Source organism: Streptomyces sp. NPDC048560 (assembly GCF_040650955.1).
Lineage (GTDB): Bacteria > Actinomycetota > Actinomycetes > Streptomycetales > Streptomycetaceae > Streptomyces.
In genome coordinates, this window is record NZ_JBEZIJ010000008.1 from 1 (window position 1) to 26,186 (window position 26,186).

General features: G+C 71.8%; 18 protein-coding genes, 1 tRNA gene, 1 pseudogene and 1 riboswitch. Of the genes and pseudogenes, 9 read left to right on the forward strand and 11 right to left on the reverse strand.

The window, feature by feature from the left end; all coding sequences use genetic code 11:
- Nucleotides 1-421: 421 nt before the first annotated feature.
- Nucleotides 422-976 (reverse strand): MarR family transcriptional regulator, encoded by a 555-nt coding sequence (locus AB0C82_RS21230; protein WP_362844259.1) that lies wholly within the window; start codon nt 974-976, stop codon nt 422-424.
- Nucleotides 977-1,128: 152 nt separating this feature from the next.
- Here AB0C82_RS21230 and AB0C82_RS21235 point away from each other — a divergent pair, with 152 nt between their 5' ends.
- Nucleotides 1,129-2,436 (forward strand): MFS transporter, encoded by a 1,308-nt coding sequence (locus tag AB0C82_RS21235; protein ID WP_362845163.1) that lies wholly within the window; start codon nt 1,129-1,131, stop codon nt 2,434-2,436.
- Here AB0C82_RS21235 and AB0C82_RS21240 read toward each other — a convergent pair.
- Entirely contained in the window at nt 2,430-4,094 is a 1,665-nt protein-coding gene (locus AB0C82_RS21240; RefSeq protein ID WP_362844262.1) for a SpoIIE family protein phosphatase, read from the reverse strand. The two genes, AB0C82_RS21235 and AB0C82_RS21240, sit on opposite strands and share 7 nt — an antisense overlap.
- A 398-nt stretch (nt 4,095-4,492) precedes the next feature.
- The gene (locus AB0C82_RS21245) at nt 4,493-5,941 is read right to left on the reverse strand and encodes an NAD(P)/FAD-dependent oxidoreductase (RefSeq protein WP_362844265.1); all 1,449 of its coding nucleotides are present in this window, start codon (nt 5,939-5,941) and stop codon (nt 4,493-4,495) included.
- Nucleotides 5,942-6,279: 338 nt separating this feature from the next.
- Between AB0C82_RS21245 and AB0C82_RS21250 the strand changes: the two genes are divergently transcribed.
- Both AB0C82_RS21250 and AB0C82_RS21255 read left to right on the forward strand, forming a co-directional pair.
- Complete coding sequence (locus AB0C82_RS21250; protein WP_362844268.1) at nt 6,280-7,113, forward strand: helix-turn-helix domain-containing protein; 834 nt, start codon at nt 6,280-6,282, stop codon at nt 7,111-7,113.
- Nucleotides 7,114-7,346: 233 nt separating this feature from the next.
- Nucleotides 7,347-9,293 carry a sigma-70 family RNA polymerase sigma factor gene (locus tag AB0C82_RS21255; protein ID WP_362844271.1) on the forward strand — a complete coding sequence of 649 codons (1,947 nt, stop codon included), beginning with the start codon at nt 7,347-7,349 and terminating at the stop codon, nt 9,291-9,293.
- Between the two features lie 233 nt (nt 9,294-9,526).
- Here the strand turns inward: AB0C82_RS21255 and AB0C82_RS21260 are convergent, their stop codons facing one another.
- Nucleotides 9,527-11,638 (reverse strand): asparagine synthase-related protein, encoded by a 2,112-nt coding sequence (locus tag AB0C82_RS21260; protein ID WP_362844273.1) that lies wholly within the window; start codon nt 11,636-11,638, stop codon nt 9,527-9,529.
- Between the two features lie 960 nt (nt 11,639-12,598).
- Between AB0C82_RS21260 and AB0C82_RS21265 the strand changes: the two genes are divergently transcribed.
- The 4 genes from AB0C82_RS21265 (at nt 12,599) to AB0C82_RS21280 (ending at nt 18,117) form a co-directional block, all read left to right on the forward strand.
- Nucleotides 12,599-14,113: a sporulation protein gene (locus AB0C82_RS21265; protein WP_362844275.1), complete on the forward strand. Its 1,515-nt coding sequence runs from the start codon at nt 12,599-12,601 to the stop codon at nt 14,111-14,113.
- Between the two features lie 154 nt (nt 14,114-14,267).
- Nucleotides 14,268-15,524 carry an L-2-hydroxyglutarate oxidase gene (gene lhgO, locus AB0C82_RS21270; RefSeq protein ID WP_362844278.1) on the forward strand — a complete coding sequence of 419 codons (1,257 nt, stop codon included), beginning with the start codon at nt 14,268-14,270 and terminating at the stop codon, nt 15,522-15,524.
- Nucleotides 15,517-16,338: a tRNA (guanosine(46)-N7)-methyltransferase TrmB gene (trmB, locus tag AB0C82_RS21275; protein ID WP_362844281.1), complete on the forward strand. Its 822-nt coding sequence runs from the start codon at nt 15,517-15,519 to the stop codon at nt 16,336-16,338. Before lhgO ends, trmB begins: the two co-directional genes overlap by 8 nt.
- 198 nt (nt 16,339-16,536) lie before the next feature.
- Nucleotides 16,537-18,117, forward strand: coding sequence for a PrsW family glutamic-type intramembrane protease (locus tag AB0C82_RS21280; RefSeq protein ID WP_362844284.1), 1,581 nt, complete (start codon nt 16,537-16,539; stop codon nt 18,115-18,117).
- Nucleotides 18,118-18,122: 5 nt separating this feature from the next.
- Here AB0C82_RS21280 and AB0C82_RS21285 read toward each other — a convergent pair whose 3' ends face one another.
- From AB0C82_RS21285 to AB0C82_RS21305, 5 genes are all read right to left on the reverse strand, one after another.
- A complete protein-coding gene (locus AB0C82_RS21285; RefSeq protein WP_362844287.1) occupies nt 18,123-19,067 on the reverse strand; it encodes an aldo/keto reductase in 945 nt (314 codons plus the stop codon).
- 164 nt (nt 19,068-19,231) lie between these two features.
- Complete coding sequence (locus AB0C82_RS21290) at nt 19,232-20,284, reverse strand: M23 family metallopeptidase (protein ID WP_362844290.1); 1,053 nt, start codon at nt 20,282-20,284, stop codon at nt 19,232-19,234.
- 11 nt (nt 20,285-20,295) lie between these two features.
- Nucleotides 20,296-20,449: riboswitch (cyclic di-AMP (ydaO/yuaA leader) on the reverse strand.
- A 268-nt stretch (nt 20,450-20,717) separates the two neighbouring features.
- Complete coding sequence (locus tag AB0C82_RS21295) at nt 20,718-21,899, reverse strand: PP2C family protein-serine/threonine phosphatase (protein ID WP_362844292.1); 1,182 nt, start codon at nt 21,897-21,899, stop codon at nt 20,718-20,720.
- 279 nt (nt 21,900-22,178) lie between these two features.
- Nucleotides 22,179-22,252, reverse strand: a tRNA-Met gene (locus AB0C82_RS21300).
- A gap of 62 nt (nt 22,253-22,314) precedes the next feature.
- The gene (locus AB0C82_RS21305; protein ID WP_362844294.1) at nt 22,315-23,454 is read right to left on the reverse strand and encodes a sulfite oxidase; all 1,140 of its coding nucleotides are present in this window, start codon (nt 23,452-23,454) and stop codon (nt 22,315-22,317) included.
- Between the two features lie 133 nt (nt 23,455-23,587).
- On the opposite strand from AB0C82_RS21305, the gene AB0C82_RS21310 reads away from it, so the two are divergent.
- Both AB0C82_RS21310 and AB0C82_RS21315 read left to right on the forward strand, forming a co-directional pair.
- Nucleotides 23,588-24,967 (forward strand): FAD-binding oxidoreductase, encoded by a 1,380-nt coding sequence (locus tag AB0C82_RS21310; RefSeq protein WP_362844296.1) that lies wholly within the window; start codon nt 23,588-23,590, stop codon nt 24,965-24,967.
- A gap of 125 nt (nt 24,968-25,092) precedes the next feature.
- A complete protein-coding gene (locus AB0C82_RS21315; RefSeq protein ID WP_362844298.1) occupies nt 25,093-25,317 on the forward strand; it encodes a hypothetical protein in 225 nt (74 codons plus the stop codon).
- Nucleotides 25,318-25,427: 110 nt separating this feature from the next.
- On the opposite strand, the gene AB0C82_RS21320 is transcribed toward AB0C82_RS21315, so the two are convergent.
- Both AB0C82_RS21320 and AB0C82_RS21325 read right to left on the reverse strand, forming a co-directional pair.
- Nucleotides 25,428-25,598: a tectonin domain-containing protein gene (locus AB0C82_RS21320; protein WP_362844300.1), complete on the reverse strand. Its 171-nt coding sequence runs from the start codon at nt 25,596-25,598 to the stop codon at nt 25,428-25,430.
- Between the two features lie 23 nt (nt 25,599-25,621).
- Nucleotides 25,622-25,951: pseudogene (locus AB0C82_RS21325) on the reverse strand (tectonin domain-containing protein); the annotation flags it as partial.
- Between the last annotated feature and the right edge of the window lie 235 nt (nt 25,952-26,186).

A 26,186-nucleotide genomic window follows, 5' to 3' on the forward strand; every position in this document is an offset into this window, starting at 1 on the left:
CCCTTCGTTCTTGCGTTTCCGACTCTATCAGACTCTTTCGTGTCCGATTCCCGGTCGAAGCGGGTTTCGCTTTCCAGTTCTTCGCTTTCGCGTTTCCCTTTCCGGCGAGTCCGACTCTATCAGATCCTTTCGGGCCTGATTCCCAGTCAGTGGGTTTTGTCTTCCCGGCCGTTGGGCCGTTCCGACGTCTCAAACTCTAGCGGATTCTCCCGGCGACTCATAATCGAGTCTTTCGAAATGAATTCCGGCATACCGAAATTCTCCCGGGTGGGAGATCGTGCTGGAGTTTGGTTGCCGCATGTGCGGCGGGATCGCTGTCGCAGAACCGTTCCGGCCCCGTGACAACTCGAAGAACCTTACGGATCAGGGAGGGGCGTGTCAACCCCTCCCCTGGGCGCCCCGAACTGCCGTCCCAGCTGCCTCAGTCGAGGTCGGTGAGGCGGCCGCCGGCGTCCGGCTGGGCGTGCTCCACGCGGCGCAGCAGGCGGATGAGCATGTCGCCCAGGCCTCCGCGTTCGTCGTCGGAGAGGTCCTGGAGCAGGTCTTCCTCGAAGGCGGTCGCCATGCGCATCGCCTCCAGCCACTTCGTGCGGCCCTCATCGGTCAGTTCGACGATGACGCGGACCCGGTTGTTCTCGTCCCTGTCGCGGGTGACCAGGCCCTCGCCCGCCATGCGGTCGATGCGGTGGGTCATCGCGGCCGGGGTGAGGCCGAGGCGCTTGGCCAGCTCGCCGGGGCCCAGCCGGTACGGAGCGCCGGCCAGGACCAGGTTCTTGAGGACCTCCCATTCGGCGTTGCTGATGCCGAGGGCACCGAGCTGCCTCCCGTACGCGACGTTCATACGGCGGTTCAGCCGGCCGAGGGCCGAGACGACCTGCTCGACCTGCGGGTCGAGATCGCGGAATTCGCGCTGATAGGCGGCGATCTGCTCGTCGAGGCTCGGCTCCTGCGGGCCGGGCTCGGTGGTGTCGGACATGGCGGGCAGTATGGCACGCCCTCCATCGCCGTCGAAGTCCTTCAACGTCAATTGTTAACTGTCTAACTTTAGTGCTAAAGTCTTCGAGTCTTGGTAGTTCGATGTTGTCTGATGTCTTCGAGATCTTGAGGTAGGTGAGCGTGACCAGGGAGATGGGCGCAGCGCTGCGGCGGATCCAGGTGGGGAGCGCGCTGAGCGCGTTCGGACTGGGATTCACCGTTCCGTATCTGTACGTCTACGTGGCGCAGGTGCGGGATCTTGGTGCCGGCACGGCGGGTGTCGTGCTGGCTGTCTTCGCCATGGCAGCTCTGGCCGTACTGCCGTTCACCGGTCGTGCCATCGACCGGCGCGGTCCGATGCCCGTGGTGATCCTCGCCGCGGCCGTGGCCGCCGTGGGCGCTGCCGCGCTCGGGGTGTCGAGCAATGTGACGACCGCCGTTCTGTCGGCCGCGGTGCTCGGCGCGGGCACCGCGGTGATGCAGCCGGCGCTCGCCACGATGCTCGTGTGGTGTTCCAGCCCCTCCACCCGTACCCGTGCCTTCGCCATGCAGTTCTTCCTGCAGAACCTGGGCCTCGGGATCGGCGGCCTCTTCGGTGGGCTGATCGTCGACACCGGCGACCCCGCGAGCTTCACCCTGCTGTTCCTGATCGAGGCGGCGATGTTCGTCGTGCTCGGCGTCGTGGCGGGGACGGTGCGCATGCCGCGTACCCCCTCCATCACCGACGCCCGGCCCACCGACGGCACGGCTCCCAAGGCAGGGCTGCGGGTGCTCATGTCGCACCGGGCGATGGTGCAGCTGTGCGTGCTGGGCTTCGTGCTGTTCTTCGCCTGCTACGGGCAGTTCGAGTCCGGCCTCGCGGCGTACGGCACCGAGGCCGCCGGGATCGAGCCCTCGACGCTCGGTATCGCGCTGGCCGCCAACACCGCCGTCATCGTCGTCGCCCAGTTCGTCGTACTGCGGCTGGTGGAGCGGCGCCGGCGCTCACGGGTCATCGCGTGGGTCGGCGTGATCTGGGCATTCGCCTGGATCGTGGCGGGGTACGCGGGTCTCGGGCACGGCAGCCAGACCATGGCGACGGCAGCGATGATCTCGACGTACGCGCTGTTCGGACTCGGTGAGTCGATGCTGTCGCCGACCGTTGCCCCGCTGGTGGCCGATCTCGCGCCGGAGTCGATGGTCGGGCAGTACAACTCGGCCTTCGCGCTCTGCAAGCAGCTGGCGCTGGCGGTCGGACCGGCCGTCGGCGGGCCCATGGGCGCGACGCTGCACGGGCCGTACATCGTGACGTTCGTACTGTTCTCGCTGGGCATCACGGTGCTGGCACTGCGGCTGGGCCGCCGGCTCACTCCCGTGCAGGACCAGCCTTCGCTCGCGGCCGTGCCGTCACGGGTGGTGGCCGTGTCACTGCCGACCGGCGAAACGGCCGCGGGCGCCGCGGCACCCGCAGCCGCTCACTGAGGCAGCGCGAACTCGCACCACACCGCCTTGCCGCCACCCGGGGTGCGACGGCTGCCCCAGGACGAGGCGATCGTCGCGACGATCGAGATGCCGCGTCCCGCCTCGTCCGCCGGTTCGGCGCGGCGGCGGCGCGGCAGGTGGTCGTCGCCGTCCGTCACCTCGATGATCAGCCGGCGGTCCGTGCGGCGCAGGGCGAGCCGCATCGGCGGGGTGCCGTGCTGGAGGGAGTTGGCGACGAGCTCGCTCGCCGCGAGGACACCCAGGTCGCACAGCTCCACGGGGAAGCGCCAGGACGTGAGCACCCCCGTGGCGAAGGCGCGGGCGCGCGGGGCGGCCTCGATGCCGCCGAGGAGTTCGAGCGAGGCGTTGTGGAACAGTTCCGCGTTCGCTCCCGTACGCGCGGGGTGCTGGACGACCAGGACGGCGACGTCGTCATCGTGTTCCGCGGTCACGCCGAGGGAGCGGATGAGACGGTCGCAGACCACCTGCGGTGATCCCTTGGCACCCTGGAGCGCTCGCTCCAGGGCCGCCACTCCTTCGTCGATGTCCTCGCTGCGGCGCTCGACCAGGCCGTCCGTATAGAGGACGGCCGTGGATCCCGGGGGCAGGGCGATCGTGCCCGAGGTGTGAATCCAGCCGCCCGTGCCGAGCGGAGGGCCGGTCGGCTCCTCGGCCCGGTGGATGACCCCGTCCTCGTCGCACACGAGGATCGGGAGGTGACCTGCCGACGAGTAGACCAGCCGGCCCTCGTTCGGATCGTGGACCGCGTAGACGCAGGTGGCGATCTGGCTGGCGTCGATCTCGGCGGCGAGACCGTCGAGGAGCTGGAGAACCTCGTGGGGCGGCAGATCGAGACGGGCGTACGCGCGGACCGCGGTGCGCAGCTGGCCCATGACCGCCGCGGCCCGCACACCGCGCCCCATCACGTCCCCGATGACGAGGGCCGTGCGGCCCGCGCCCAGGGTGATGACGTCGTACCAGTCGCCGCCGACCGCGGCGTCCGTGCCGCCCGGCTGGTACGTCGCGGCGATGCGCAGGTCGTCGGGCTGCTCCAGCTCCTGCGGGAGCAGGGAGCGCTGGAGGGTGACGGCCGTTTCGCGGTGGCGGCGCTCGCTGGTGCGGAGCCGCTCGGCGGCGTCGGCGTGGTCGGTGACGTCGGTGGCGTACACGAGGACACCCGCCTCGCTCTCCTCCTGTCCGGAGGCTGCCACGGGCGTGCAGGTGACCGTGTACGAGCCGCCGCCGAGGACCTTGCGGGACTTGACCGTGCGGGGTGTGCCGCTGCGCAGTACCTGGTCCAGGAGCGGCAGCAGGCTCAGCTCGACGAGCTCGGGCATGACGTCGGCAGCGGGGACGCCGGTGGGGCGGGGGCCGAACGCCGTCTCGTACGCCTCGTTCACGTACGTGACGCGGTGGTCGGGCCCGTGGAGCAGGGCGACCGGGGCGGGGAGCTGGCCGAGGATCTCGCGGGCGGAGAGTGCTTCCAGGCCGGGACCCGGTCCGGGCGCGGCGGCTTCCGCGTCGCCGTCCGGCAGGACGGTCACGGTCTCCGGCCTGGAGCACTCGGCGCGGGCGGCGGGGACGGAACTGCGGTCGTCCCGCGCGGCGGCTCGTCGCTGCGTTCCGGGAAGGCGGGCGCTCCAACGCGTGAAGTTCACGGAATTTCTGGCCTCGTGTGTCGGTCTGGTCCGCTCGGGCGGGCTGCTTCTTCTGCCGGTTCTGCTGCCGGTTCTTCTGCCGGGTCCACGCCCGGTTCCACGCACTGTCCGCGCCCGGTTCTGCTTGCCGGGGCCGGGCGCCGGGGGCAAGACCGGGAAGGCGCGGCCGGGCCTCGTCGTGCTGGTGGGGCGCCTTCGGCGGTCACTGTAGGTCACTGCCGACGGCGTCACTCTGTGCACGTGTGGGCCCACCTATGGTCACACGTCCAGTGTGATGGTAGGTACTGACAGTGGTCGTTCAGCAGTCGGTCGGCCGGGGGCCGGCCATGGGTCCGGAGGCTGAACGGATGAGGTCGGAACGGCGCCGGGGCCCCGGCTCGGGCCCCGGCGCCGCGGGCTCAGCCGGCCGTCTTCGGGGGGTCGCTGTCCTTCGGGGGACCGCTGTCCTTCGGCGTCGCCGCCGGCCTTCCGCCGCTTCCGGGGCCGCCGGCCGCGAGGGCGAATTCCGCGCGCGGGTGTTCCAGTGAACCGAGCGAGACGATTTCTCGCTTGAAGAGTCCGGCCAGGGTCCATTCGGCAAGGACGCGCGCCTTCCGGTTGAACGTGGGCACCCGGCTGAGGTGGTACATACGGTGCATCAGCCAGGCCGGGTAGCCCTTGAGCTTGCGACCGTAGACGTGCGCGACGCCTTTGTGGAGGCCGAGGGAGGCGACGGAGCCCACGTAGGCGTGCCGGTACTCCTTGAGCGGTCGGCCGTCGAGCGTCGCCAGGATGTTCTCCGCGAGGACCGTAGCCTGGCGCACCGCGTGCTGGGCGTTGGGGGCGGTCTCCTTGCCCGGTTCGGCGGCGGTCAGATCGGGAACGGCAGCGGCGTCGCCCGCGGCCCAGGCGTGCGGTGCGCCGACGACGGCGAGTGTGGCCGCGCAGCGGAGCCGTCCGCGATCGTTGAGGGGCAGGTCGGTCTCGGCCAGGAGCGGCGCGGGTTTGACGCCCGCTGTCCACACGAGCGTGCGTGTCGGGAAGCGGGAGCCGTCGCTGAGCACGGCGACCCGGTCCTCGCAGGAATCCAGGCGGGTGTCGAGGCGTACGTCGATGTTGCGGCCGCGCAGCTCGCGGATGGCGTACTTCCCCATCGCGTCACCGACCTCGGGGAGGATGCGCCCGGACGCCTCGACGAGGATCCACTTCAGGTCCGTGGCCTTGATGTTGTGGTAGTACCGCGCGGTGTACCGGGCCATGTCCTCGAGTTCGGCGAGTGCCTCGACGCCCGCGTAGCCGCCGCCCACGAAGACGAAGGTGAGCGCGGCGTCGCGGATCGCGGGATCGCGGGTGGCGGAGGCGATGTCCATCTGCTCGATGACGTGGTTGCGCAGGCCGATGGCCTCCTCGACGGTCTTGAAGCCGATGCCGACGTCGGCGAGGCCGGGGATCGGGAGGGTGCGCGAGACGGAGCCCGGTGCCATGACGATCTCGTCGTACTCGATCTCCACCGCGCCGGTGCCGTCCTCGCCCGAGGCGAGGGTGGTGACGGTGGCGGTGCGCTTGGCGTGGTCGACGCGCTCGGCCTCACCGATGACGATCGTGCAGTGCTTGAGGACCCGGCGGAGCGGCACGACCACATGGCGGGGTGAGATCGAACCCGCGGCCGCTTCCGGGAGGAACGGCTGGTACGTCATATAGGGCTCGGGAGTGACCACCACGATCTCGGCATCGCCGCTCTTGAGTCTCTGCTTCAGCTTCCGCTGGAGACGCAGCGCTGTGTACATCCCGACGTAGCCGCCACCGACTACGAGAATGCGTACATCCGGCCGGGTGCCGGGGGTCTTCCCCGGGAAATCTGAAGCCATCACCACCCCATGACGCAACGGAGTCCGTTGTTTGTCCACAGGCCCGGCAGATTGTGTGACCGGAGGTCAAGGACAGGCCGCCGGCACACGTGCGCCGGGGGAGGCGGCACCTGCGCAGGTCAGACGTTGCGGGAGGGGCCGCGGCAGGGGGTGGAATCAGTGACCAACCGGTCCTTGCTCCGATCGGGGGGCGCTCCGTGCGGAACTACCCCCTTCTGAATTGACGCGGGCTCAACTATGTTCGTATCCCGTCGGGGTGTCGGGTACGGACAATGATCCGTTCCTCGACGGATACGACGGGGAAGTCTCCGGGGGGAGACGTCATAACCGGGGGAAACATGCACATTCAGGATTCGCATTGGCAGGCCGCTGTCTCGTCCTCTTCCGAGGGCCACGGACGGCTGAGCGCAGTGGTGGCCGTCGGTAGTGCGGGGGTGGCTGCCGCAGCCGCCCGCCAGGCACCGCTCCGCGTGGACGCACAGCGCAATCTGGAACACGTACTGCGGGCCGCGCGCGAGGTGTTCGGCGAGCTGGGTTACGGGGCCCCGATGGAAGACGTGGCGCGTCGCGCCAGGGTCGGCGTCGGCACGGTCTACCGGCGGTTCCCGAGCAAGGACGTGCTGGTCAGGCGGATAGCCGAGGAGGAGACCTCCCGGCTGACCGAGCAGGCGCGTGCCGCGCTCGGGCAGGAGGAGGAGCCGTGGTCGGCGCTCTCGCGTTTCCTGCGGACGTCCGTGGCATCGGGTGCGGGCCGGCTGCTGCCGCCGCAGGTGCTGCGCGTGGGCGTCGAGGCCGACGAGACGAGCGCGCCGGCACGGGAGCAGGGCGCGGATTCCGCGGCCGGTGCGGCGCCGGGCGAGAGCCACGAGGCGACGCGCGTTCCGCACCAGCGGCAGGGCGCGGGACAGCCCGACCTCCGCGTGGTCTCCCAGCGCTCCGCCGAGGAGGTTCTCGACGAGGACACGGGTGCGGGTGAGCTGCTGGAGGTCGTGGGCAGGCTCGTCGACCGTGCGAGGGAGTCGGGCGAGCTCCGCGGCGATGTGACGGTGGCCGACGTGCTGCTGGTCATCGCGACGGCCGCGCCCGCGCTGCCCGACGCGGCCCAGCAGGCCGCGGCGTCGGCACGGCTGCTCGACATCCTGCTGGAGGGGCTCCGGTCCCGGACCGTGTGAGGTGTCCGGTGTCCGTCCCCGGGTGACAGCCCGGGGACGGCCCGTTCGGCCCCGGCCGTCAACTCTCCGCCTCACGGGGAGGTTTGCTTCACCCCGGACGAGTGATCTCTCATGCCCGAAAGCGGGAAATCCGCCTCGGATGAGTGGTTGACGGGGCCAACAGTCCGTGGTGATTGCGCTCTGTGGCACTCTTGCCCGGTTCGGGTCCGAAGGCGCATACGGGGGCTTCCGCGATGAGCGGTGACGGGCAACAGGAAGTACCGCTCGAAGGCGTCGCCGCCGCGGGCGGAAGCACGGAGACCGGCGGACAGGTGCCGGCTCAGGGCCGCCCGGCCGGTGACGCCGAGGGTGGCACCGTCCTGCCCGGACCCTGGCCCGCACCCGTCGAGGACGCCCCCGCGGTCCCGCCGCAGCGCGAGGGCGGCAGCCCCGTCGCGGACGACGTGGTGTCCGACGCCCAGCTGATCCGGGCCATGCGGGACGGCGACGACCGGGCGTACGACGAACTGTTCCGGCGGCACTCGGGTGCGGTGCGCCGGTACGCGCGCAGTTGCTGCCGCGACGCGCACACCGCCGACGACCTGACGGCCGAGGTGTTCGCGCGCACGCTCCAGGCGGTGCGCGGCGGCAAGGGGCCCGAGGAGGCCGTCCGTGCCTACCTCATGACCGCCGTACGGCATGTCGGCGCCGCCTGGACGAAGAGCGCCAGGCGCGAGCAGCTGGTCGACGACTTCGCGGTCTTCGCCGCGCAGTCGACCCGCACGTCCGAGCTCTCGGACGACGACACCCTGGAACTGGGCGCCGACGTGCTGGCGATGCACGAGGCCGAGCAGTCGATGGCCATGCAGGCGTTCCGCAGCCTGCCCGAGCGCTGGCAGGCGGTGCTCTGGCACACCACCGTGGAGGAGGAGTCGCCGAGCGAGATCGCGCCGCTGTTCGGACTGACCGCCAACGCCACGGCCGTACTGGCCAGCCGGGCCCGCGAGGGGCTCAAGCAGGCTTATCTGCAGGCGCATGTGAGCCAGGCACTGACGACGGGCGGCGACTGCGCGCAGTACGCCGACCGGCTCGGCGCGTACGCCCGGGGCGGGCTCCGTATGCGGGCCGAACGCGGGCTGCGCAAGCATCTGGACGAGTGCGCGAAGTGCCGGATCGCCGCGGGCGAGCTGACGCACGTCAACGCCGGTATCCCGGCCCTGCTGCCCGTCGCGGTCATCGGCTGGTTCGCCGCCGGTTACTCGCTCAAGGCCGCGGGGATCGTCGCGGGAGGCGTGGCAGGTGCGACCGGTGCGGGTGCCGCGGCTGCGGCTACGGGCGGTGGGTCGTCCGGGGCCACGGCCGGTGGCGCGGTGGCCGAGGGGCTCGGCGCGCCGGCGAAGGCCGGGATCGCCGCGGCGGTGGCCGTGGCGGCCGCCGCCGGGCTGGTGTGGGCCCTGGTCGGGGACGACCAGCCGAAACCGGAGCTCAAGCCGGTGGCCAAGCCGCCGGTGGCTGCTCCTGTCGTGCCCTCTCCCGAACCGCCGCCGGAGCCGCGCTCTCCTGCCCCACCGGCCCCCGCTCCGGCTCCCGAGCCGAAGCCGGCGCCGAAGCCGACGCCCAGCCCGACACCGCCGCCGAGTCCGAGCCCCGAGCCGCCAAGACCCACGCCGCCCCCGCCTCCTCCGTCTCCCGGTCCCACTCCCGAGCCGCCCGCGCCGGCCCCACCTCCCGCTCCCGCCCCGGCTCCCGAGGTGTACCAGGTCAGCGAGTTGAAGTACTCCGCGTTCGGCGACCACACCGAGCCGGAGGTGGTGATCGGCCGGAGCAGCTGGGTCTGGCAGCGTTCGGGCCTCTCGATCGGCGGCACGGTGTACGCGCACGGGGTGACCGTCCACGCGAACTCCTCGGTCCTGATCCAGCTGAACCGTCAGTGCTCCCGTTACGAGGCCATGGTCGGCGTCGACGACATGACGCTGGGCCTGGGCGCGGTGCGCTTCTCCGTGTTCGACGGCGACGGGGCGCGGCTGTGGCGGTCCCCGGTGATGAGCGGCGGCGACACGGCCGTCGCGGTGAGCGTCGCGATCGCCGGGCAGGAGCGGATCCGTCTCGTGGCGGAGGCGGATGAGGCCGGGAAGGGCGGAAAGCCCTTCAACTCGGTGGCCCTGGCCAACTGGGCGGAGTCACGGATCAGCTGCGTGTAGGATCGGCTCGGGCGGCACGCGACAGGCTGCGGTGAGCCCCGAACAAGGGCCCCTGGGAAGCGATAACTCCAAGGGCTGTCCCGTAACTCCTGGTGGATCAGCGCGCGGCGTCAGATGCGGTGCATCGCAAGGCGGAGGGACGTCCGCATACTGGATGTATTCGGGCGTTCCGACAACGCGGCGAGGTGCCGTAGCTGTCGTCGTGCGCCCGCCAGGGGTTACGGGACAGCCCTTTAGGACTGGAGCGTCCGCCTGGCCGGGACGACGCCGCCCGCAACCGCGCGCTGGCGCGGCGCGGCCGTGCCCGTCCAGCAGGTGCCGCGGCGGGCGAGGAGCCGCCGCAGCCAGAGCTCCGTGGAGGCCAGCTCGGCCAGACCGTCCAGCGGGAGCGGCTCGCCTTCGGACGCCGCGCGCAGGGCCTTGCGTACGACACGTGCCTCGACCAGGCCCGCGTCGGCCAGGAGCGGGGCGTCGAACAGGTTGAGCAGTTCGGGGAGCGCGGCGCGCAGTCCGACGCGGGTGGCCGCCGTCGAGGTGGCGTGGGACGGGGCGGCGCCCCAGCCCGGTGGCAGGTCCTGGATGCCCGCACCCGCCAGGACCCTGCGCAGGATCGCGGCGCGCGCCCCCGGCTGGACCCGGAGCGATTCGGGGAGGGCGCGGGCGGCCCGGACGACCTGGTTGTCCAGGAACGGGGCGTGGAGCCGCTGGCTGCGGATCTCGGCCGCCTGTTCCAGGATGCGGTGATCGTTGGCGTGCCGGGCGAGTGCGGCGCGGGCGCGGGCCTCGCCGGGGCGCTGCACGGAGGTCGGCCGGACGGCCGCCTGCTGGAGGCGAACCGATACTTCTGCGAGCGCCTCCCCCGTCAGCCAGCGGGCCGCGGGTCCCGGCCGCGACCACGTGAGGGCGGAGAGCGACGCGTCGGCGGGGGTGTCGAGGTCAGGGGCGAATCTGTTGGCGTCCGGCAGCCGCTCGGCCGCAGCTTCGAGCCCGGTGCGGTACGACGTACGGGCGAGTTTGCGTGCCGCCCGATAGACGGACAGCGGTACGAACAGGGAGTGCGCCGAGGGGCCTTCCGCCTTGGCGAGCGCGGCGACCGGGCGCAGCAGGTGGCGCCGGCGCCGGTCCAGCAGGAGGTCGGCCAGGCGGGCCGGGTGGGCGTCGAGGACCTGCCGGGCGCCGTGCCCCACGAAGTGGTCGGCGCTGCCTGCGGCGAGGCGGCGGCGGTGGCGAGCGGAGACGACGAGGGACGGGCCGGGCTCGTCGGTGAGCGGGCCTTCCAACTCGGCGTAGGGCAGCGCCTCTTCGCCGGCCGCGACGACCACGTGGTGCAGCCGGGGGTTGGCGGCGATCACGCGGGCCCGTTCCAGCTCGTCCTCGTGGTCGCGGGCGGTGAGATCGTTGAAGGTGACGGCGAGCAGCCGCTCACCCGCTCCCGCTCCGTGCCCGAGGAGCGTGCCGGGGAGTCCGGGGAGCCCGGCGGCCAGCAGCGCGAGTGTGCCGGACGCGCTGCCTCCGGAGAGGTCGGCGCCGATGCCGGGCACGGGTGCGCCACGGGCCGCGCGGCGTTCCGCGGGGCCCATGCCGGGTACGGGCCCGGGGTCGACCGGCAGAGCCTCGGGGGCGTGACGCGGCGCCAGGAGACGGGCGCGTACGGCTTCGACCAGCGCGTCCCGCACGCCTTCCACGGCTCGCACCGGGTCGGTCTGGGGAGCCGCCACGGCGAGGGAGGCGACTGCCTCGTACCCGGTGATCTCGCGGGAGCCCTCGCGCAGGATGAGCGCGTGGCCGGGAGGGATGCGTCTCACCCCCGCGTACGGAGTGCCGTCGCCCAGCGCCTCCGGGGTGTCGGGGCAGGCGAGCAGCGCGGCCAGATGTCCGATGTCGAGCTGGGCCTCGATGAGGTCGGCGAGCGGCAGGGCGGCGGTGGCGTACGCCGTGCCGTTGGCCCAGGGGGTGTGGAACACGGGGCGGGCCCCGGCCAGATCTCCGGCGACGGTGATCCGGCGGCCGATCTGGACCACGGTCGTGTAACTGCCGGGCCAGGCGGTGAGGTGGCGCAGCGCTCCGCCGCGTGCGGCCAGCAGCCCGACGCGCAGCTGCTCGTCGGTGGCCCCGCAGCAGCCGAGGACGGCGATCCGCGCGGTGGGGGCGCCCGGGGGCGTCGCGACGCTGACGATACGGATCTCGTCGGGCCGCCAGTCCCCGACGGCCCACAGCGGATCCGGGTCCCCCCACAGGAGTTGGGAGCCCACCGGATGAACCGTGCGCCCCTCGTCGCCCACGTCGACGGCGCCGACGGTGCCGAAGCTCGCGGCGATACTGCTCCAACCCACCAACCAACGCATCGCCGCCTCCACAGGCTGTGGACAAACCGGCGCACCTGGACCGAGGAGCGCCTGCTGCGGGACATGCTGCCACGACAACGGCCCAGCGGAGGGGGTACGGGCAGCGCACGCCGTAACGGGATGCGCCCCTGGCAAAGGCCCGACGGTCCCTCCTCGGGTACTCCATCAACGGAGGCCGGGCTTCCGGGCGTTGGGACGGCCGGGCACGGGGAGGAGGCACGGCGGACCCGCGCGCGAGGGAGACGTGATCCGGCCACCTCGGGCAGTTCCGTAGCGATCGCGCTCGATAGGCGTGATTCAGCCATTCTCAGACGGCGATGCCGCGGTATGTGCCCCTTTCGCGGCGCTCCGCGCCGGCCGGCCGGGCGCGCAGGTCCGGCGGCGGGCGCCCCCCACTCTCCGCACGGCCCGCCCCGGTCCCGCCCCGTGAGAACGCACAGTCCGGGAGGTGTGCCTCACCTCCCGGACCGGTTCCACCGCCCGCGGGGAATGGGGCGGCGGTATCCCCCAGCCCGCCGAGTCCAGTGCAGCGGGCCGACCCACGCAGCACCCATCGAAGCGCTTGCACCCCGCCCGTACGAGAGCGCACGGCCAGGCGCACGGCCACACACCAGGAGCACGTCATCTGCGGCCCGGCTCTCCGCCACGGCCTCCGCAGGGCACCCGTCACGACACCTCCGCGCGCCCCCGCCCCGCAGCCGGGACCCGATCCCCGGGCTCACGCCCCGCCGGCGGCGGCGGACAACATTCCCGCCATACGGACGTCTGCCCCTTAACGGTAGGGATGCGGCGAACTACGCTGTGTTTACTGACGTTCTCGCCAGAGAGGCATATTCCTCGGGGCTCGGCCAAATGCGTGTGCGGCCGGAGTGCCGGGGTTCGTCCCTGGGGAGGACACGGTACGAATGCCGCGCACCTCCCGGGTGACGCGGCGGCCGTCTGTGTGTCGAGGGGTGGCGCATGTCCAGGGAGCAACGCGGGCCGAACGAGAAGCTCGGCACGGTTCTCGCCCTCGCGGGAATCAGTAACGCCGGGCTCGCCCGGCGGGTCAACGACCTCGGAGCACAGCGCGGGCTGACACTTCGGTACGACAAGACCTCGGTGGCCCGGTGGGTCGCCAAGGGCATGGTGCCCCAGGGCGCCGCGCCCCATCTCATCGCTGCGGCGATCGGCGCCAAGCTCGGCCGGCCGGTCCCGCTCCACGAGATCGGGCTCGCGGACGCCGATCCGGCGCCCGAGGTCGGCCTGGCGTTCCCCAGGGACGTGGCCGAGGCAGTGCGGTCGGCGACCGATCTGTACCGGCTGGATCTCGCCGGACGGCGGGGTGGCGGCGGCATCTGGCAGTCCCTGGCCGGTTCGTTCTCCGTCAGCGCGTACGCGACACCCGCGTCCCGCTGGCTGATAACACCCGCCGACTCGTCGGTGGCGCGGGATTCCACGGCCGCCGAGGCCGCGATCCTGGGGACGCCCGGAACGCAGGGCGCGTTCAGTGCGCCCGGAGCGCACGCCGGTGTGCCCGTACAGCCGGGACCGGACTCGGTGTACGACGCCTCACCCCTGCGGGTCGGCCACAGTGATGTGACCAAGCTCCGGGAGGCGGCCCAGGACGCACGCCGCTGGGACTCCAAGTACGGCGGCGGGGACTGGCGCTCCTCGATGGTCCCGGAGTGCTTACGGGTCGACGCGGCACCCCTGCTCCTCGGTTCGTACAGCGACGAGGTGGGCCGCGCGCTCTTCGGCGCGTCGGCCGAACTGACCAGGCTCGCCGGATGGATGGCCTTCGACACCGGCCAGCAGGAGGCCGCGCAGCGCTACTACATCCAGGCGCTGAGGCTGGCCCGGGCCGCCGCGGATGTTCCGCTCGGCGGCTACGTGCTGGCGTCGATGTCCCTCCAGGCGACCTACCGCGGCTTCGCCGACGAGGGCGTGGACCTCGCGCAGGCGGCCGTCGAGCGCAACCGCGGCCTGGCCACCGCCCGCACCATGAGCTTCTTCCGGCTGGTGGAGGCGCGCGCCCACGCGAAGGCGGGCGACGCACCGGCAGCGGGGGCGGCGCTCAAGGCCGCCGAGAGCTGGCTGGAGCGCTCACGGACCGGTGACGCCGACCCTTCGTGGCTGGGCTTCTACTCGTACGACAGGTTCGCCGCCGACGCCGCCGAGTGCTACCGCGACCTCAAGGCCCCCCGGCAGGTGCGGCGCTTCACCGAGCAGGCGCTGTCCAAACCCACCGAGGAGTTCGTCCGCTCCCACGGTCTGCGGCTCGTCGTGTCGGCGGTCGCCGAACTGGAGTCGGGCAACCTCGACGCGGCGTGCGCCGCGGGGACGCGGGCGGTGGAGGTCGCGGGGCGGATCTCCTCGGCGCGCACCACGGAGTACGTACGGGATCTGCTGCACCGGCTCGAACCGTACGGGGACGAGCCGCGCGTCGCCGAGCTGCGGGAGCGGGCCCGGCCGCTGCTGGTGGCCCCGGCGTAGCCGCCGGGCCCACGGGTGGCCCGCGAGGCGGTATGTCCCGTACGCCCACATCGGCGCGCGCCACCCTGTGACAGATATGCGCCACGCCCTGTCCGCCCCTGGTTTGAGCCCGTTGTCAGTGGGTCAGTGCACTATCGGGGTGGGAGGTGGCGTGATGACGACGCGCGCGGCGTACGACTGCGAGGTGCTGGTGATCGGCGGCGGGATCGTCGGTCTGTCGACGGCGTATGCGATCACGCGTGCCGCGCCGGGCACCCGGGTCACGGTCCTGGAGAAGGAGTGGGGCCCCGGCCGCCATCAGACGGGGCGCAACAGCGGAGTGATCCACAGCGGCATCTACTACCGCCCCGGGTCCCTCAAGGCCCGCTTCGCGGTCCGGGGCGCCGCCGAGATGGTCGACTTCTGCGCGGAGCACGGCATCGCCCACGCGGTGACCGGCAAGCTGATCGTCGCGACCGAGCGGTCCGAGCTCCCCCGGCTGCACGGCCTGGTGCAGCGCGGCCGTGAGCACGGTCTGCCCGTCCGGGAGCTTGGACCGGCGCAGATCGCGGAGTACGAGCCGCATGTGCGGGGGCTCGCGGCGATCCGGGTCGGCTCGACGGGCGTCTGCGACTTCGGCGCCGTCGCGGCCCGCTTCGCCACGGAGGTGACCGAGGCCGGCGGCCGGATCCGATACGGGGCCGAGGTCACCGCGATCGACCGCCGCCCCTGGGGCACGGCGGTGCGGACGGCGGACGGCCACGTCGTCCGTGCGAGGGTCCTCGTCAACTGCGCGGGTCTGCACAGCGACCGGATCGCCCGGCTCGCGGGCGACGACCCGGGCGTGCGGATCGTCCCCTTCCGGGGGGAGTACTACGAGCTCGCCAGGGAACGCCTGGTGCGTGGACTCGTCTATCCGGTGCCGGACCCCGCCTTCCCCTTCCTCGGGGTGCATCTGACCCGGGGCTTCGACGGCTCCGTGCACGTCGGACCGAACGCCGTGCCCGCACTGGCCCGCGAGGGTTACAGCTGGCCCGTCGTCCGCCCTCGTGAGCTCGCCGAGACGCTGACCTGGCCGGGGTCCTGGCAGATCGCCCGCCGGCACTGGCGCTACGGGGCGGGCGAGCTGCACCGGTCACTGTCGAAGCGTGCCTTCACCCAGGCGGTGCGACGACTGCTGCCCGAGGTGACGGAAGACGATCTGCGCCCCTCCACCGCCGGGGTCAGAGCACAGGCGGTGCTACGGGACGGCACCCTGGTCGACGACTTCCTGATCCGTGAGGCCCCGCACACCGTCCATGTGCTGAACGCGCCCTCACCCGCCGCCACCGCCTCGCTGCCCATCGGGAGGGAGGTGGCGCGGCGGGCCCTGCAACGGGCTCGTGCCACGGGGTGGAAGCCACCCGCCGTAGAATCGGGGCATTGTGTCTGAGTCCCTGAACCCCACCCCCGAGACGCCCGGCGCCCCGGACGACGCGGCTGCCCTGCGTGCCGCCTCCTTCGAGCGGATGCGCCGGCTGCGCCAGGAGCCCCGCTTCCCCGGCGGCCCCGCCGCCGACCCCGCCGGCTCGCACCACGAGCGCAGGATCCGCAGCTTCCAGCCGCGCCGCAGCCGGGTCACCGCCGGCCAGGAGGACGCCCTCCAGCGGCTCTGGCCGAAGTGGGGCCTGGACATCGACGGACTGCGCGTCCTCGACCTGCCCGACATGTTCGACGGGCTGCCCGTGGTCCTGGAGATCGGTTTCGGGATGGGCGAGGCCACCGCGCAGATGGCGGCCGATGACCCGGGCACCGGCATCCTCGCCGTCGACGTGCACACCCCCGGCCAGGGCAATCTGCTCGGCCTCGCCGACGGGGCGGGGCTGACCAACGTCCGCGTCGCCAACGGTGACGCGATCATCCTGCTGCGCGAGATGCTCGCGCCCGAGGCGCTCGACGGCCTCCGGGTGTACTTCCCAGACCCCTGGCCGAAGAGCCGGCACCACAAGCGGCGGCTGATCCAGCCGGAGTTCCTCGATCTGGTGGCGCAGCGGATGAAGCCGGGCGCCGTGATCCACTGTGCGACCGACTGGGAGCCGTACGCGGAGCAGATGCTGGAGGTGCTCACCGCGCACCCCCGCTTCGAGAACGCCGTGGCCGACGGCGGTTACGCGCCACGGCCCGCGTTCCGGCCGCTGACCCGGTTCGAGGGTCAGGGCCTGGACAAGGGGCACGTCGTGCACGACCTGCTCTTCGCCCGCGTCTGAACCGTCGGCCGGTCAGCAGGTCGGCCGTGCGGCGGAGGCAAGCAGTAAAGGCGGGCGGCCGGCGGCCGTGTGCCCGACGAGCGCCTCCGTCCGACGGCCACCGTGTTCCGGCAGGTGCCCGTGCACGCCTCCGCGCTTCTCGGCCACGCGCCCCTCGCGCCATGGCCAGGTGTCAGTCCTCCTCGTTAGGGTCGTCGGGTGTCCGAGTGGTCCGCGCAGCACCAGCATCCGCAGCCAGCCGTCCCGGTTCTCGAGGAGCGACGGCTCGGAGAGATCCTGGGCGCCGTACCGGAGCGCGGCCAGTGGCGCTACCGGCCCCGCCGCGTCGGCATGGTGTGGCGCAGCAAGGCGTTCCGCGCGGGTGCGGTGATCTCCGTGCTCGCGCTCTGCGGGCTGCTCATCCTGTCCCTGGTCCGCGAGCAGACGGGTACGGAGGGCTTCCTCGTCGGGCTCGGGCTCGCCGTGCTGCCCGTGCCGCTGCTGATGGCTGCCTTCCGCTGGCTCGACCGGGTCGAGCCGGGCCCGTGGCGAAGTCTGCTGTTCTCCTTCGCCTGGGGCGCGTTCGCCGCCGCGCTGGTCGCGATCACCGCGAACACGTTCGCGGCACGCTGGATAGCCACGGCGACAGCGGATCCTTCGAGCGCCGACACGCTCGGAGCCACGGTGATAGCGCCGGTCGTCGAGGAGAGCGCAAAGGCCGCCGCCGTCCTGCTGATCTTCCTCTTCCGTAGAAGGGAGTTCAGTGGCGTCGTCGACGGGATCGTGGTCGCCGGATTCACCGCGACCGGTTTCGCGTTCACCGAGAACATCCTTTATCTGGGCAACGCCTTCGGCGAGGACCAGCAGCTGGGGAGCGCGGGCCTCGGCTCGGTGACGGCCGGGACGTTCTTCGTGCGTGTGGTGATGTCGCCGTTCGCGCATCCCCTGTTCACCGTGCTCACCGGCATCGGCTTCGGGATCGCCGCACTCAGCGCGCGTCGCCACCGGGTCCGCCGGATCGTGGTCCCGCTGCTGGGACTGGTCCTCGCCATGGGGATGCACGCCCTGTGGAACGGTTCGTCGACCTTCGGCACGTACGGATTCTTCGCGGTGTACGGGGCGTTCATGGTCCCGGCGTTCGCCCTGGTGACCTGGCTGGCGATCTGGTCGCGCCAGCGTGAGCTGCGCACCCTGGCCGCCGAGCTGCCCGCGTACGCGGCGGCCGGCTGGCTGTCGCCCGACGAACCGTCGGCGCTCTCCTCGATGCGGGCCCGCGGGATGGCCCGTGACGTGGCCCGGCACTGGAACAGCGGCGGTGGGCGGGCGGGCGGCAGGGCCGCGGCCAGGTCGGTGGCCGAGTACGAGTCGTTCGCGACATCGCTGGCCGTGCTGCGGCGAAGGGCCCGGCGTGGTGCGGTGGGCGCGGACTTCGCCGTACGGGAGCAGGAGCTGCTGCACCACCTCTGGGAGCGCAGGGAAGTGGCGGGACCGGCGCTGACGTACGCGGCCGGCCGGCTCGGATCACGCCCGCCGGCGCAACTGCCCGCTCCGCACCGGTGGTACGGCGGCTACAACCCGTACCTGCAGCGGGCGGCTCCACACGGCTGGCCCCCGCACCACCAACCGCCGTACCAGCACGGCCCGCAACAGCACGGCCGGCAACAGCCGTACCAGCAGCAGCACCCGAGCCACCAACAGCCGTACCAGGAAAGCCCGCAGCACCGACCGCCGTACCAGCACACCCCGTACCGGCCGCATCCGCACCGCCGGCCGCCCTACGAGCAGCCGCCGGTGCGTTGAGTGCGTCAGGCGGAGGCTGCCGTCAGCGCCGCCTGCTCCTGCTCGGTCAGGTCGAGTCCTGCGACCGCGACCAGGGCGGGTACCTGCTCGACCGTACGGGCCGACGCGATCGGCGCCACCACGGTGGGGCGGGCGGCCAGCCAGGCCAGGGCGACGGTGGCGATGTCGGCGCCCCTCTCCTTCGCGATCGCGTCGAGCGCGGCGAGGACCTTCCGCCCGCGCTCCGACTCCAGGTGCTGTCCCGCCTTGTCGGCCCGGGGGCTGTCGACCGTGGCACCCACGCGGTACTTGCCGGTCAGGAACCCGGAGGCCAGCGCGAAGTACGGGACGGCGGCCAGACCGGCGGCTGCGGCCGTGTCCTGGAGCGCGCCCTCGTAGGTGTCGCGTGAGACGAGGTTGTAGTGCGGCTGGAGCGCGACGTAACGGGCCAGCCCCTCGCGCTCGGAGAAGTCCAGCGAGGCACGCAGCCGCTCGGGGCTGATGTTGGAGGCGGCGATCTCGCGCACCTTGCCGTCCCTCACCAGCTGGTCGAGGGCGGTGACGATCTCCTCGACGGGGACGGTCTCGTCGTCGAAGTGCGTGTAGTAGAGGTCGATGTGGTCGGTGCCGAGCCGGCGCAGCGATTCCTCGGCCGCGCCCTTGATGGTGGTGGCGGAGAGCCCCTTGTACGAAGGGTGGGCACCGACCTTCGTGGCGACGACGATCTCGGAGCGGTTGCCGCGCGAGGCGAGCCACTTGCCGACGACGGTCTCCGATTCGCCGCCCTCGTTGCCCGGGGCCCAGGCCGAGTACGAGTCGGCGGTGTCGACGAAGTTGCCGCCGGCCGCGGCGTAGGCGTCGAGCACTGCGAAGGACTGCGCCTCGTCGGCCGTCCAGCCGAAGACGTTGCCGCCGAGGGCGAGGGGGAAGACCCGGAGGCCGGAGGAGCCGAGCGTACGGAGTGAGGTCATGGGTGGTTCAACCCCGCCGCCGAACCGCGCTATTCCTGTTACCGGCACGACAGCGCCCCGAAAAACGAAGAACCGGCAGCCCTGACGTCGGGGGGTGTGCGTCAGGGCTGCCGGGGTCCAGGTGCGTCCGGGGAAAGGGGACGCGTTACCTCAGGACGCGGGTCTCAGAGCGTGAGGCCCTTGCTGCGCAGCCAGCTCATCGGGTCGATGCCGGCGCCGCTCTCGGTGTGGACCTCCAGGTGGAGGTGCACGCCGCTGGAGTTACCGGTCGACCCGGCGCGGCCGATGATGTCGCCGGTGTTGACCTTCTGGCCCGCGGTGACGTTCATCGACGACTGGTGGCTGTAGGTGACTTCCATACCGTTGTCGAGCTCGATGACGGTGTGGTAGCCGTACGAGGTGTGCCAGCCGGCCGAGGTGACGGTCCCGCCGTGCACGGCCTTGATCGGTGCGCCCGCCTGCGTCGCGAAGTCGAGGCCGGTGTGCTGGCCGGAGGACCACATGGAGCCGGCCTGGCCGAACGTCGCGGTGATCGTATAGGAGGAGACCGGCAGGGTGTAGCTGGCGGCCAGCTTGGCGAGCCGCTCGGCCTCCGCCTTGCGCGCGGCCTCCTCTTCGGCCGCCTTCTTCTCGGCGGCGGCCTTTGCCTCGGCCTCGCTCTGCTGGGCCTGGGCCTCGGCGGCGGCCTTCTCGGCGGCCGCCTTCTCCTGGGCGGCCATGGCCTCGGCGTCGGCGCTGGCCTGCTGCTGCTCGGCCTGCTGGAGGATCCGGTTGCGCAGCGCCTCTCCGGCGTCCGTAGCGCCCTGCTCCGCCTCGGCGGTGGTGATGCCGGCGGTGGTGAGCGGGGAGGACGCGGACATCGTCGCGGTGTTCTTCGCGTCGGATCCGTCGGCGTCGTCGGACATAAGGGAGCCCACGCCGGGAAGGGACTTGGCGTCGGGGAGATTGTCCGCGATGGAATCGGGAATGGAGATGGAGACCGGCGGCTTGCCCTGAGCGGTGGCCATGCCACCCGCACCGACTGCCGCTATGACGCCGACCCCGAGGACGGTGGAGCTACGAGCGAGACCGCGCTGCTTGGCTACGCGGTGCCTGCCGCGAACGGGCCGGATGGACTCCTCGGTGGGATTCCATTCCTCCCAGGTCCTGTCCTGGGCACCGAGCGTTTCGGTACCGAAGGGTGACGGGGCCTCGGGGGCAGGCTTGTTGGACGCCACGTGGGCGCACTCCTTTCCTTCCTTCTCGCCTACCGGGTTAGCTGACGGGTTCGGAGCAGGAAGGTCTCCTACGGGCCGCTCTGTCTCTCGCGAGACACAGGTGGCTCGATTCACCCCATGTAGGTGGTTCCCCGGTTCCCTTGCGGAATTCGGCGCTCGCGCACGGTGTCGCCTCTTGCGACGACTGGGACGACCGCGCTGCGTTATCGAACGTTAATAGACAGACGGGTCCGATACCAAGCTGTTCCGAGTGATCGTTCGCGGCTTCGGCCCGGACTTACCGGGATACAACCGGGTGCAATCGGGCGAGTTGAACACCCCTCACCCGACACCTGATTTCTGACGTTGCGTCAAATGTTATGCGGAGGGGCACCCTTCGATCACGGTCCGTGGTGCCGCCGCGAACCGTCGGTGCGCCGGCTGCCGACGACTGTCAGTCAGTGGCCTGTTCCGGCCCCCCGGACTTCCCCCGGCCCACGATCTTCACGGTCCTGCGCCGCTCGGGCTGCCCCTCGGCCGGCCGGCCGACCGCGAGCAGCGCCATGTCGTCCGTGGACAGGCCGCCCGTGTGCAGACGTACGTCGTCGGTGAGCGCGGACAGCAGCTCCTCGGGCCCGGGGAAGATCCGGCCCCGGAGCCGGGCCGCCGGATCGTAGAAGGCCCCGGACGTGTCCCGCGCCTCGGAGAGGCCGTCCGTGAACATCAGCAGCGTCGTCCCCGCGGGCAGCGGCCACTCGTCCGACCGGTCGGGCCAGACACCAAGGTCCATCCCCAGCGGCAGGGCGGGCGATGCCGACGTGAGCACGTCCAGCCTCCCGTCCGCGTGCAGCAGGATCGGCTCGGGATGGCCCCTGTTGACGAGCCGCACCAGCCCCGCCCCGGGCGGGATCTCGGCGAGTGCGGCGGTGATGAAGCCTTCCATCGCGTCGAGCCCGCCACGCCGCGTGCCCTCCCGTGCCAGCGCCCGCTCCAGGCGCTGCGCGACGCCCTCCAGCGAGCGCTCCTGCTCGGCCGCCTCCCGGAACGCCCCGATGACCACCGCCACCGCGCCGACCGCGTCAAGCCCTTTGCCCCGTACATCCCCGACCACCAGCCGCACCCCGTACGGGGTGTCCGCGACCGCGAACAGGTCGCCGCCGACGAACTCGTCCGCCTGGGCGGCCTCGTAACGTGCCGCCACGTGGAGCCCGCCGATCCGGTCGGCCGGTGTCGGCAGCACCGCCCGCATGGCGGTCTCCGCGATGACCCGGGCCGACGCCAACTGCTCGTTGCTCCGCCGGACGACACCGTTGATGAACAGGGCGAGCAGCCCGGCGGTGACGACGGTGATCAGTTCGATGACGGGCTCGACCTGCCCGAGCGAGCGGGTGAACAGGTCCAGCAGCGCCATGACGACGACGGCGGCGATGCCCGTACGGACCGTGCTCGCCCGCGAGAAGAACGGCGCGGCGATCAGGGGAGCCGCCACGAAGAGCGGGACGGGCGTGAAGGTGGGCGGCGTGGTGAGGTCGAAGAGCGCCCCGCCCACGATCATCAGTGCGGGCAGCACGCGGACGAGCCGACGGGCCCGGACCTCTCGGGGAGCCCCGCCTCGCCCTGCGTCGCGCTTCCCCACCTGTGTTCTCCTGCCCGGGTCCGCCTACGGTTGCGGACGGTACCGCGCCCCACCCAGGCTGACCGGCGCCGCGCCGGGCGGCGACTCCTCATCGGCCAAAGGGGGGAGCACGCGGAAGTGCTTTCCGCATCCCGGTCACGCACTGTCCGCGAATGCGGGCGGGATCATCACACGGTGTCATCGGTGGCTGTCATCGGGCCGAGCGGGCCGTCGGCCCGCCGGACCAGGGAAACGACTCGGGCCCGGCACGCTGTGTGCGTGCCGGGCCCGGTCCTTCAGTAGCGGGGACAGGATTTGAACCTGCGACCTCTGGGTTATGAGCCCAGCGAGCTACCGAGCTGCTCCACCCCGCGTCGTGAGACCAACTCTACGGCATTCCCGGCGGACTCATGACCACTCCGCGCCACCGACGCCGTCAGCCGGACTCCGGTGCGCAGAGGACGGAGACCCGCTGCACGTGGTTGCTGCCGAAACCGCCACGGTTCCAGCGCTGGTCGAGGGGCTGGGTCCTGCCCGTGGCGTCGGTGGCGCGGACGCCGAGCTCGTGGCTGCCGGGTGCCGCCGTCCAGTGCGCCCGCCAGCTCCGCCACGCCCAGGCGTGCGCGGTGCCGTTCCCCACGGGACCGGTGAGCGCGGCGTCGCTCCACGTCCGGCAGCCGTCCGTGCTCACCTCGACGCGTTCGACGGGCGCGTGCCCGGACCACGCGCGGCCTTCGAGCAGCACCGCTCCGGGACGCACCACACGGGCCCGCGACATGAAGTCCGGGAAGCCCGGCGGGACCATCAGCGCCCTGGGAGCGATACGGGTGACGGGCTCGCCCTGCTCGTCGGCCTCCTGCCGGTAGCGGTACGCCTCCACCTGCTGGAACCCGGTGAACGGGGTCGCGGTCAGCGTGATCCCGTTCAGCCACTTCACGGACGCCATGCCGTACCAGCCGGGCACCACCAGCCGCAGCGGGAATCCGTGCTGCGGCGGCAGCGGCGCCCCGTTCATGCCGTACGCCACCAGGACCTCCGGGTCGCTCCCCCCGGCGACGGCCAGGGGCAGGCTCCGCCGGTAGTCCTGCTCGACTCCGCGTTCGATTCCGTGGTCCGCGCCGCCGAACACCGCCTCCACGGCGCCGTCCCCGACGCCGGCCTCGGCGAGCAGCAACCGCAGCGGCACGCCGGTCCACTCCGCCGTGCCGACCGCCTCGACCAGCCACGGCTGGCTCACCGGCCTCGGCGCGAGCCGTGCGCGACCGTTGCCCGCGCACTCCATCGTCACCCGGTGCGTGGCGGCCGGGAACGACCGCAGGGCCGCCAGGTCCAGGCTCAGCGGAGTCCTGACGCGGCCGTCGACGGTGAGCCGCCAGTCCTCGGCGCGGGCGGCGGGGATGTCGTAGTGGACGAGTACGTAGTGAAGACCGGGCGGGGTGACCTCGTACCGCAGGGCCTCCAGCGGCAGTCCGTGGTTGCGGGCCGCGAGCCCCAGCTCCTCCGCGGTGATGCTCTCGTCCGGCCCGGCGAGGCGTCCGGGGGCGCTGATGCCGTCGAGGTGTCCGAACCCGTCCATGTCCTCAGGGTGCTCCTGTGGCCGCTGGATTGCGCGGTCACCCGACCGGCGGGAGGCTTGAAGTATCCGCCTGGAGGTATCTGCCGGAGCCGGACCAGCGCGTGGGGGTCCGTGTGCCCGGCGAGGAGACGCCATGGACGACACCACACTCGAAGCGATGCGGACCGCTCTGCGCGGCCCGGTCATAGACCCGCGGGACCCGGAGTACGCACAGGCACGGACCCTCTACAACGCCATGATCGACAAACGGCCCGCCGCGATCGTGCGGTGCCGGGACGCGGCCGACGTCATGGCAGCGGTCGACTTCATCCGCGACAACGGGCTCGAACTCGCCGTCAGGGGCGGCGGACACAGCGGCCCCGGCCTGTGCCTCGTCGAGGACGGGGTGACGATCGACCTGTCCCCGATGCGCGGCGTACGGGTGGACCCGGCCGCGCGGACGGCCCGCGTCGCCGGCGGCTCGCAGCTCGGCGACCTGGATCACGCCGCGCACGGCTTCGGCCTGGCGACCCCGGCGGGCATCATGTCGACGACCGGGGTGGGGGGCCTCACGCTCGGTGGCGGGCACGGCTATCTGACCCGCAAGTACGGTCTGACGGTGGACAACCTGCTGTCCGCCGACGTGGTCCTCGCGGACGGCCGTTCCGTCACAGCCAGCGAGGACGAGCACGAGGACCTGTTCTGGGCGCTGCGCGGCGGCGGCGGGAACTTCGGCGTCGTCACGTCCTTCGAGTTCCGGCTGCATCCGGTGGACACCGTGGGCATGGGGATCACCGTGTGGCCGCTGGACATGATCGGTGAAGTGCTGCGCTGGTACCGCGAGTTCCTGCCCCAGGCCCCTGAAGACGTGTATGGCTTCTTCGCGTCGATGACCGTGCCTCCGGGACCGCCGTTCCCCGAGGAGCTGCACGGCCAGAAGGTGTGCGGGGTGGTGTGGTGCTTCACCGGCGATCCGGCCGAGGTGGAGGAGACCCTCTCCGTCGTCGACGAGGCCGGCCCGCCCGCCTTCCACTTCACCTCGCCGATGCCCTACCCGGGGCTCCAGAGCCTGTTCGACGAGCTGATCCCGAAAGGCCTCCAGTGGTACTGGCGCGGGGACTTCTTCGACGGGATCACGGACGAGGCCATCGACGTGCACGCCCGGTACGCGGAGAGCCTTCCCACCCCCCTGTCGACGATGCACCTCTACCCGGTCGACGCGGCCGCGGCCAGGGTCGGCCCGGACGACACCGCGTGGGCCTACCGGGACGCGGTCTGGTCGGGCGTCATCGCGGGCATCGACCCGGATCCCGCGAACGCGTGGGCGGTCACGCAGTGGAGCACCGACTACTGGGACGAGCTGCACCCGCACTCCATGGGCGGCGCGTACGTGAACTTCATCGGCGCGGGCGAGAGCCGGGAGCGCGTCAGGTCCACCTACCGCGGCCACTACGACAGGCTCGCCGCCGTCAAGAAGGCGTACGACCCCGACAACCTGTTCCATGCCAACCAGAACATCGAACCGCCCGCCTGACCGTCAGCACGGCCCGCCCGAGTGACCCGTCCGGGTGCACTCTGCGCCAACTGCCGGCCCGGAGCGCCCCTGTTGCCCAACAATGTCTCCCTTGTCGCGCAGTCACGCACCGCCCCGGGGAGACCATGAGGACCCGTACGACAGCCACCGCAGCCCTTGGAGCGGCACTCCTGCTCGCGGCGCTCACCGCCTGCACCCAGTCCGAAGCGGAGGTGCGCGCCACGTGCGAGAGGGCCCTGGACAACAATTCGACGCTCAGCAACCGCCCGAAGGCCTGCCAGGACGTACCCGCCGAGTCGTACCGCACGCTCCTGCTGGTCTACGACCTCAAGGCGGAGGGCCTCGACTAGGACCCGGGGCGGGAGGCCCGTACAACCACCTGGCGCCGGACGGTGCGCGCACGCACGAGGCCGGGAACAGCGAAGCGCCTCGACCGGCCGGAGCCGGTCGAGGCTCTCGGTCAGCTGGGCTGGTCTCCGGTGTAGCGGTAGATGCCGCCGGCGGAGTTGACGCACCACACGGTGCCGTCGGCGGCGGCCCCGATGTCCACCGCGGCACCGGGGATGCCGGTCCAGGGGTTGGAGTCGTGGTTGGTGTAGCGGTAGATCTGGTCGGAGGAGTTGACCCCCACACGGTGGTCCGGGATCCGGCGGTGACGCGGGTCAGCCCGCCGGCGACGCTCACCCAGTCCGTCGACCCCTGATCCCCGGTGTAGCGGAAGATGGCACCGGCGTCGTTGACGTGCCACACCGTGCCGTCGGCGGCCACCCCGATGTCGACCGCCTTGCCCGGGATACCGATCCACGGGTTCGCGTCGTGACCGGTGTACCGGTAGATCTGTCCCAGGGAGTTGATCCCCCACACATGGGTCCGCGACCCCACCGAGATCGTGGTGAGTCCGCCAGAGATGTTCTTCCAGTCAGCCATGTCTCTCCCCTTCGTGTCCGAGGGTGATGCTCGGTACGTGCCGAGCATCGGGGACATCCGTACGGAGTCATAGGCTGATGGGCCGTTAAAATGATCTAGAAATCGCCGTTTGTCTGCTTCTCCTTCCGGGGTGTACCGACAGAAGACCGTCCACCCCCACTCAGGAAGTCCGAAAAAGCCGTAACCCACAAGAAAAACCCCAGGCGCCAGATTGACAGCCGGCGCCGGCCCACGGGCTCTTCCCTATCGCCAACGGGCGCCACCGGAAACGCTGTTGCATGTCCTGGTACCG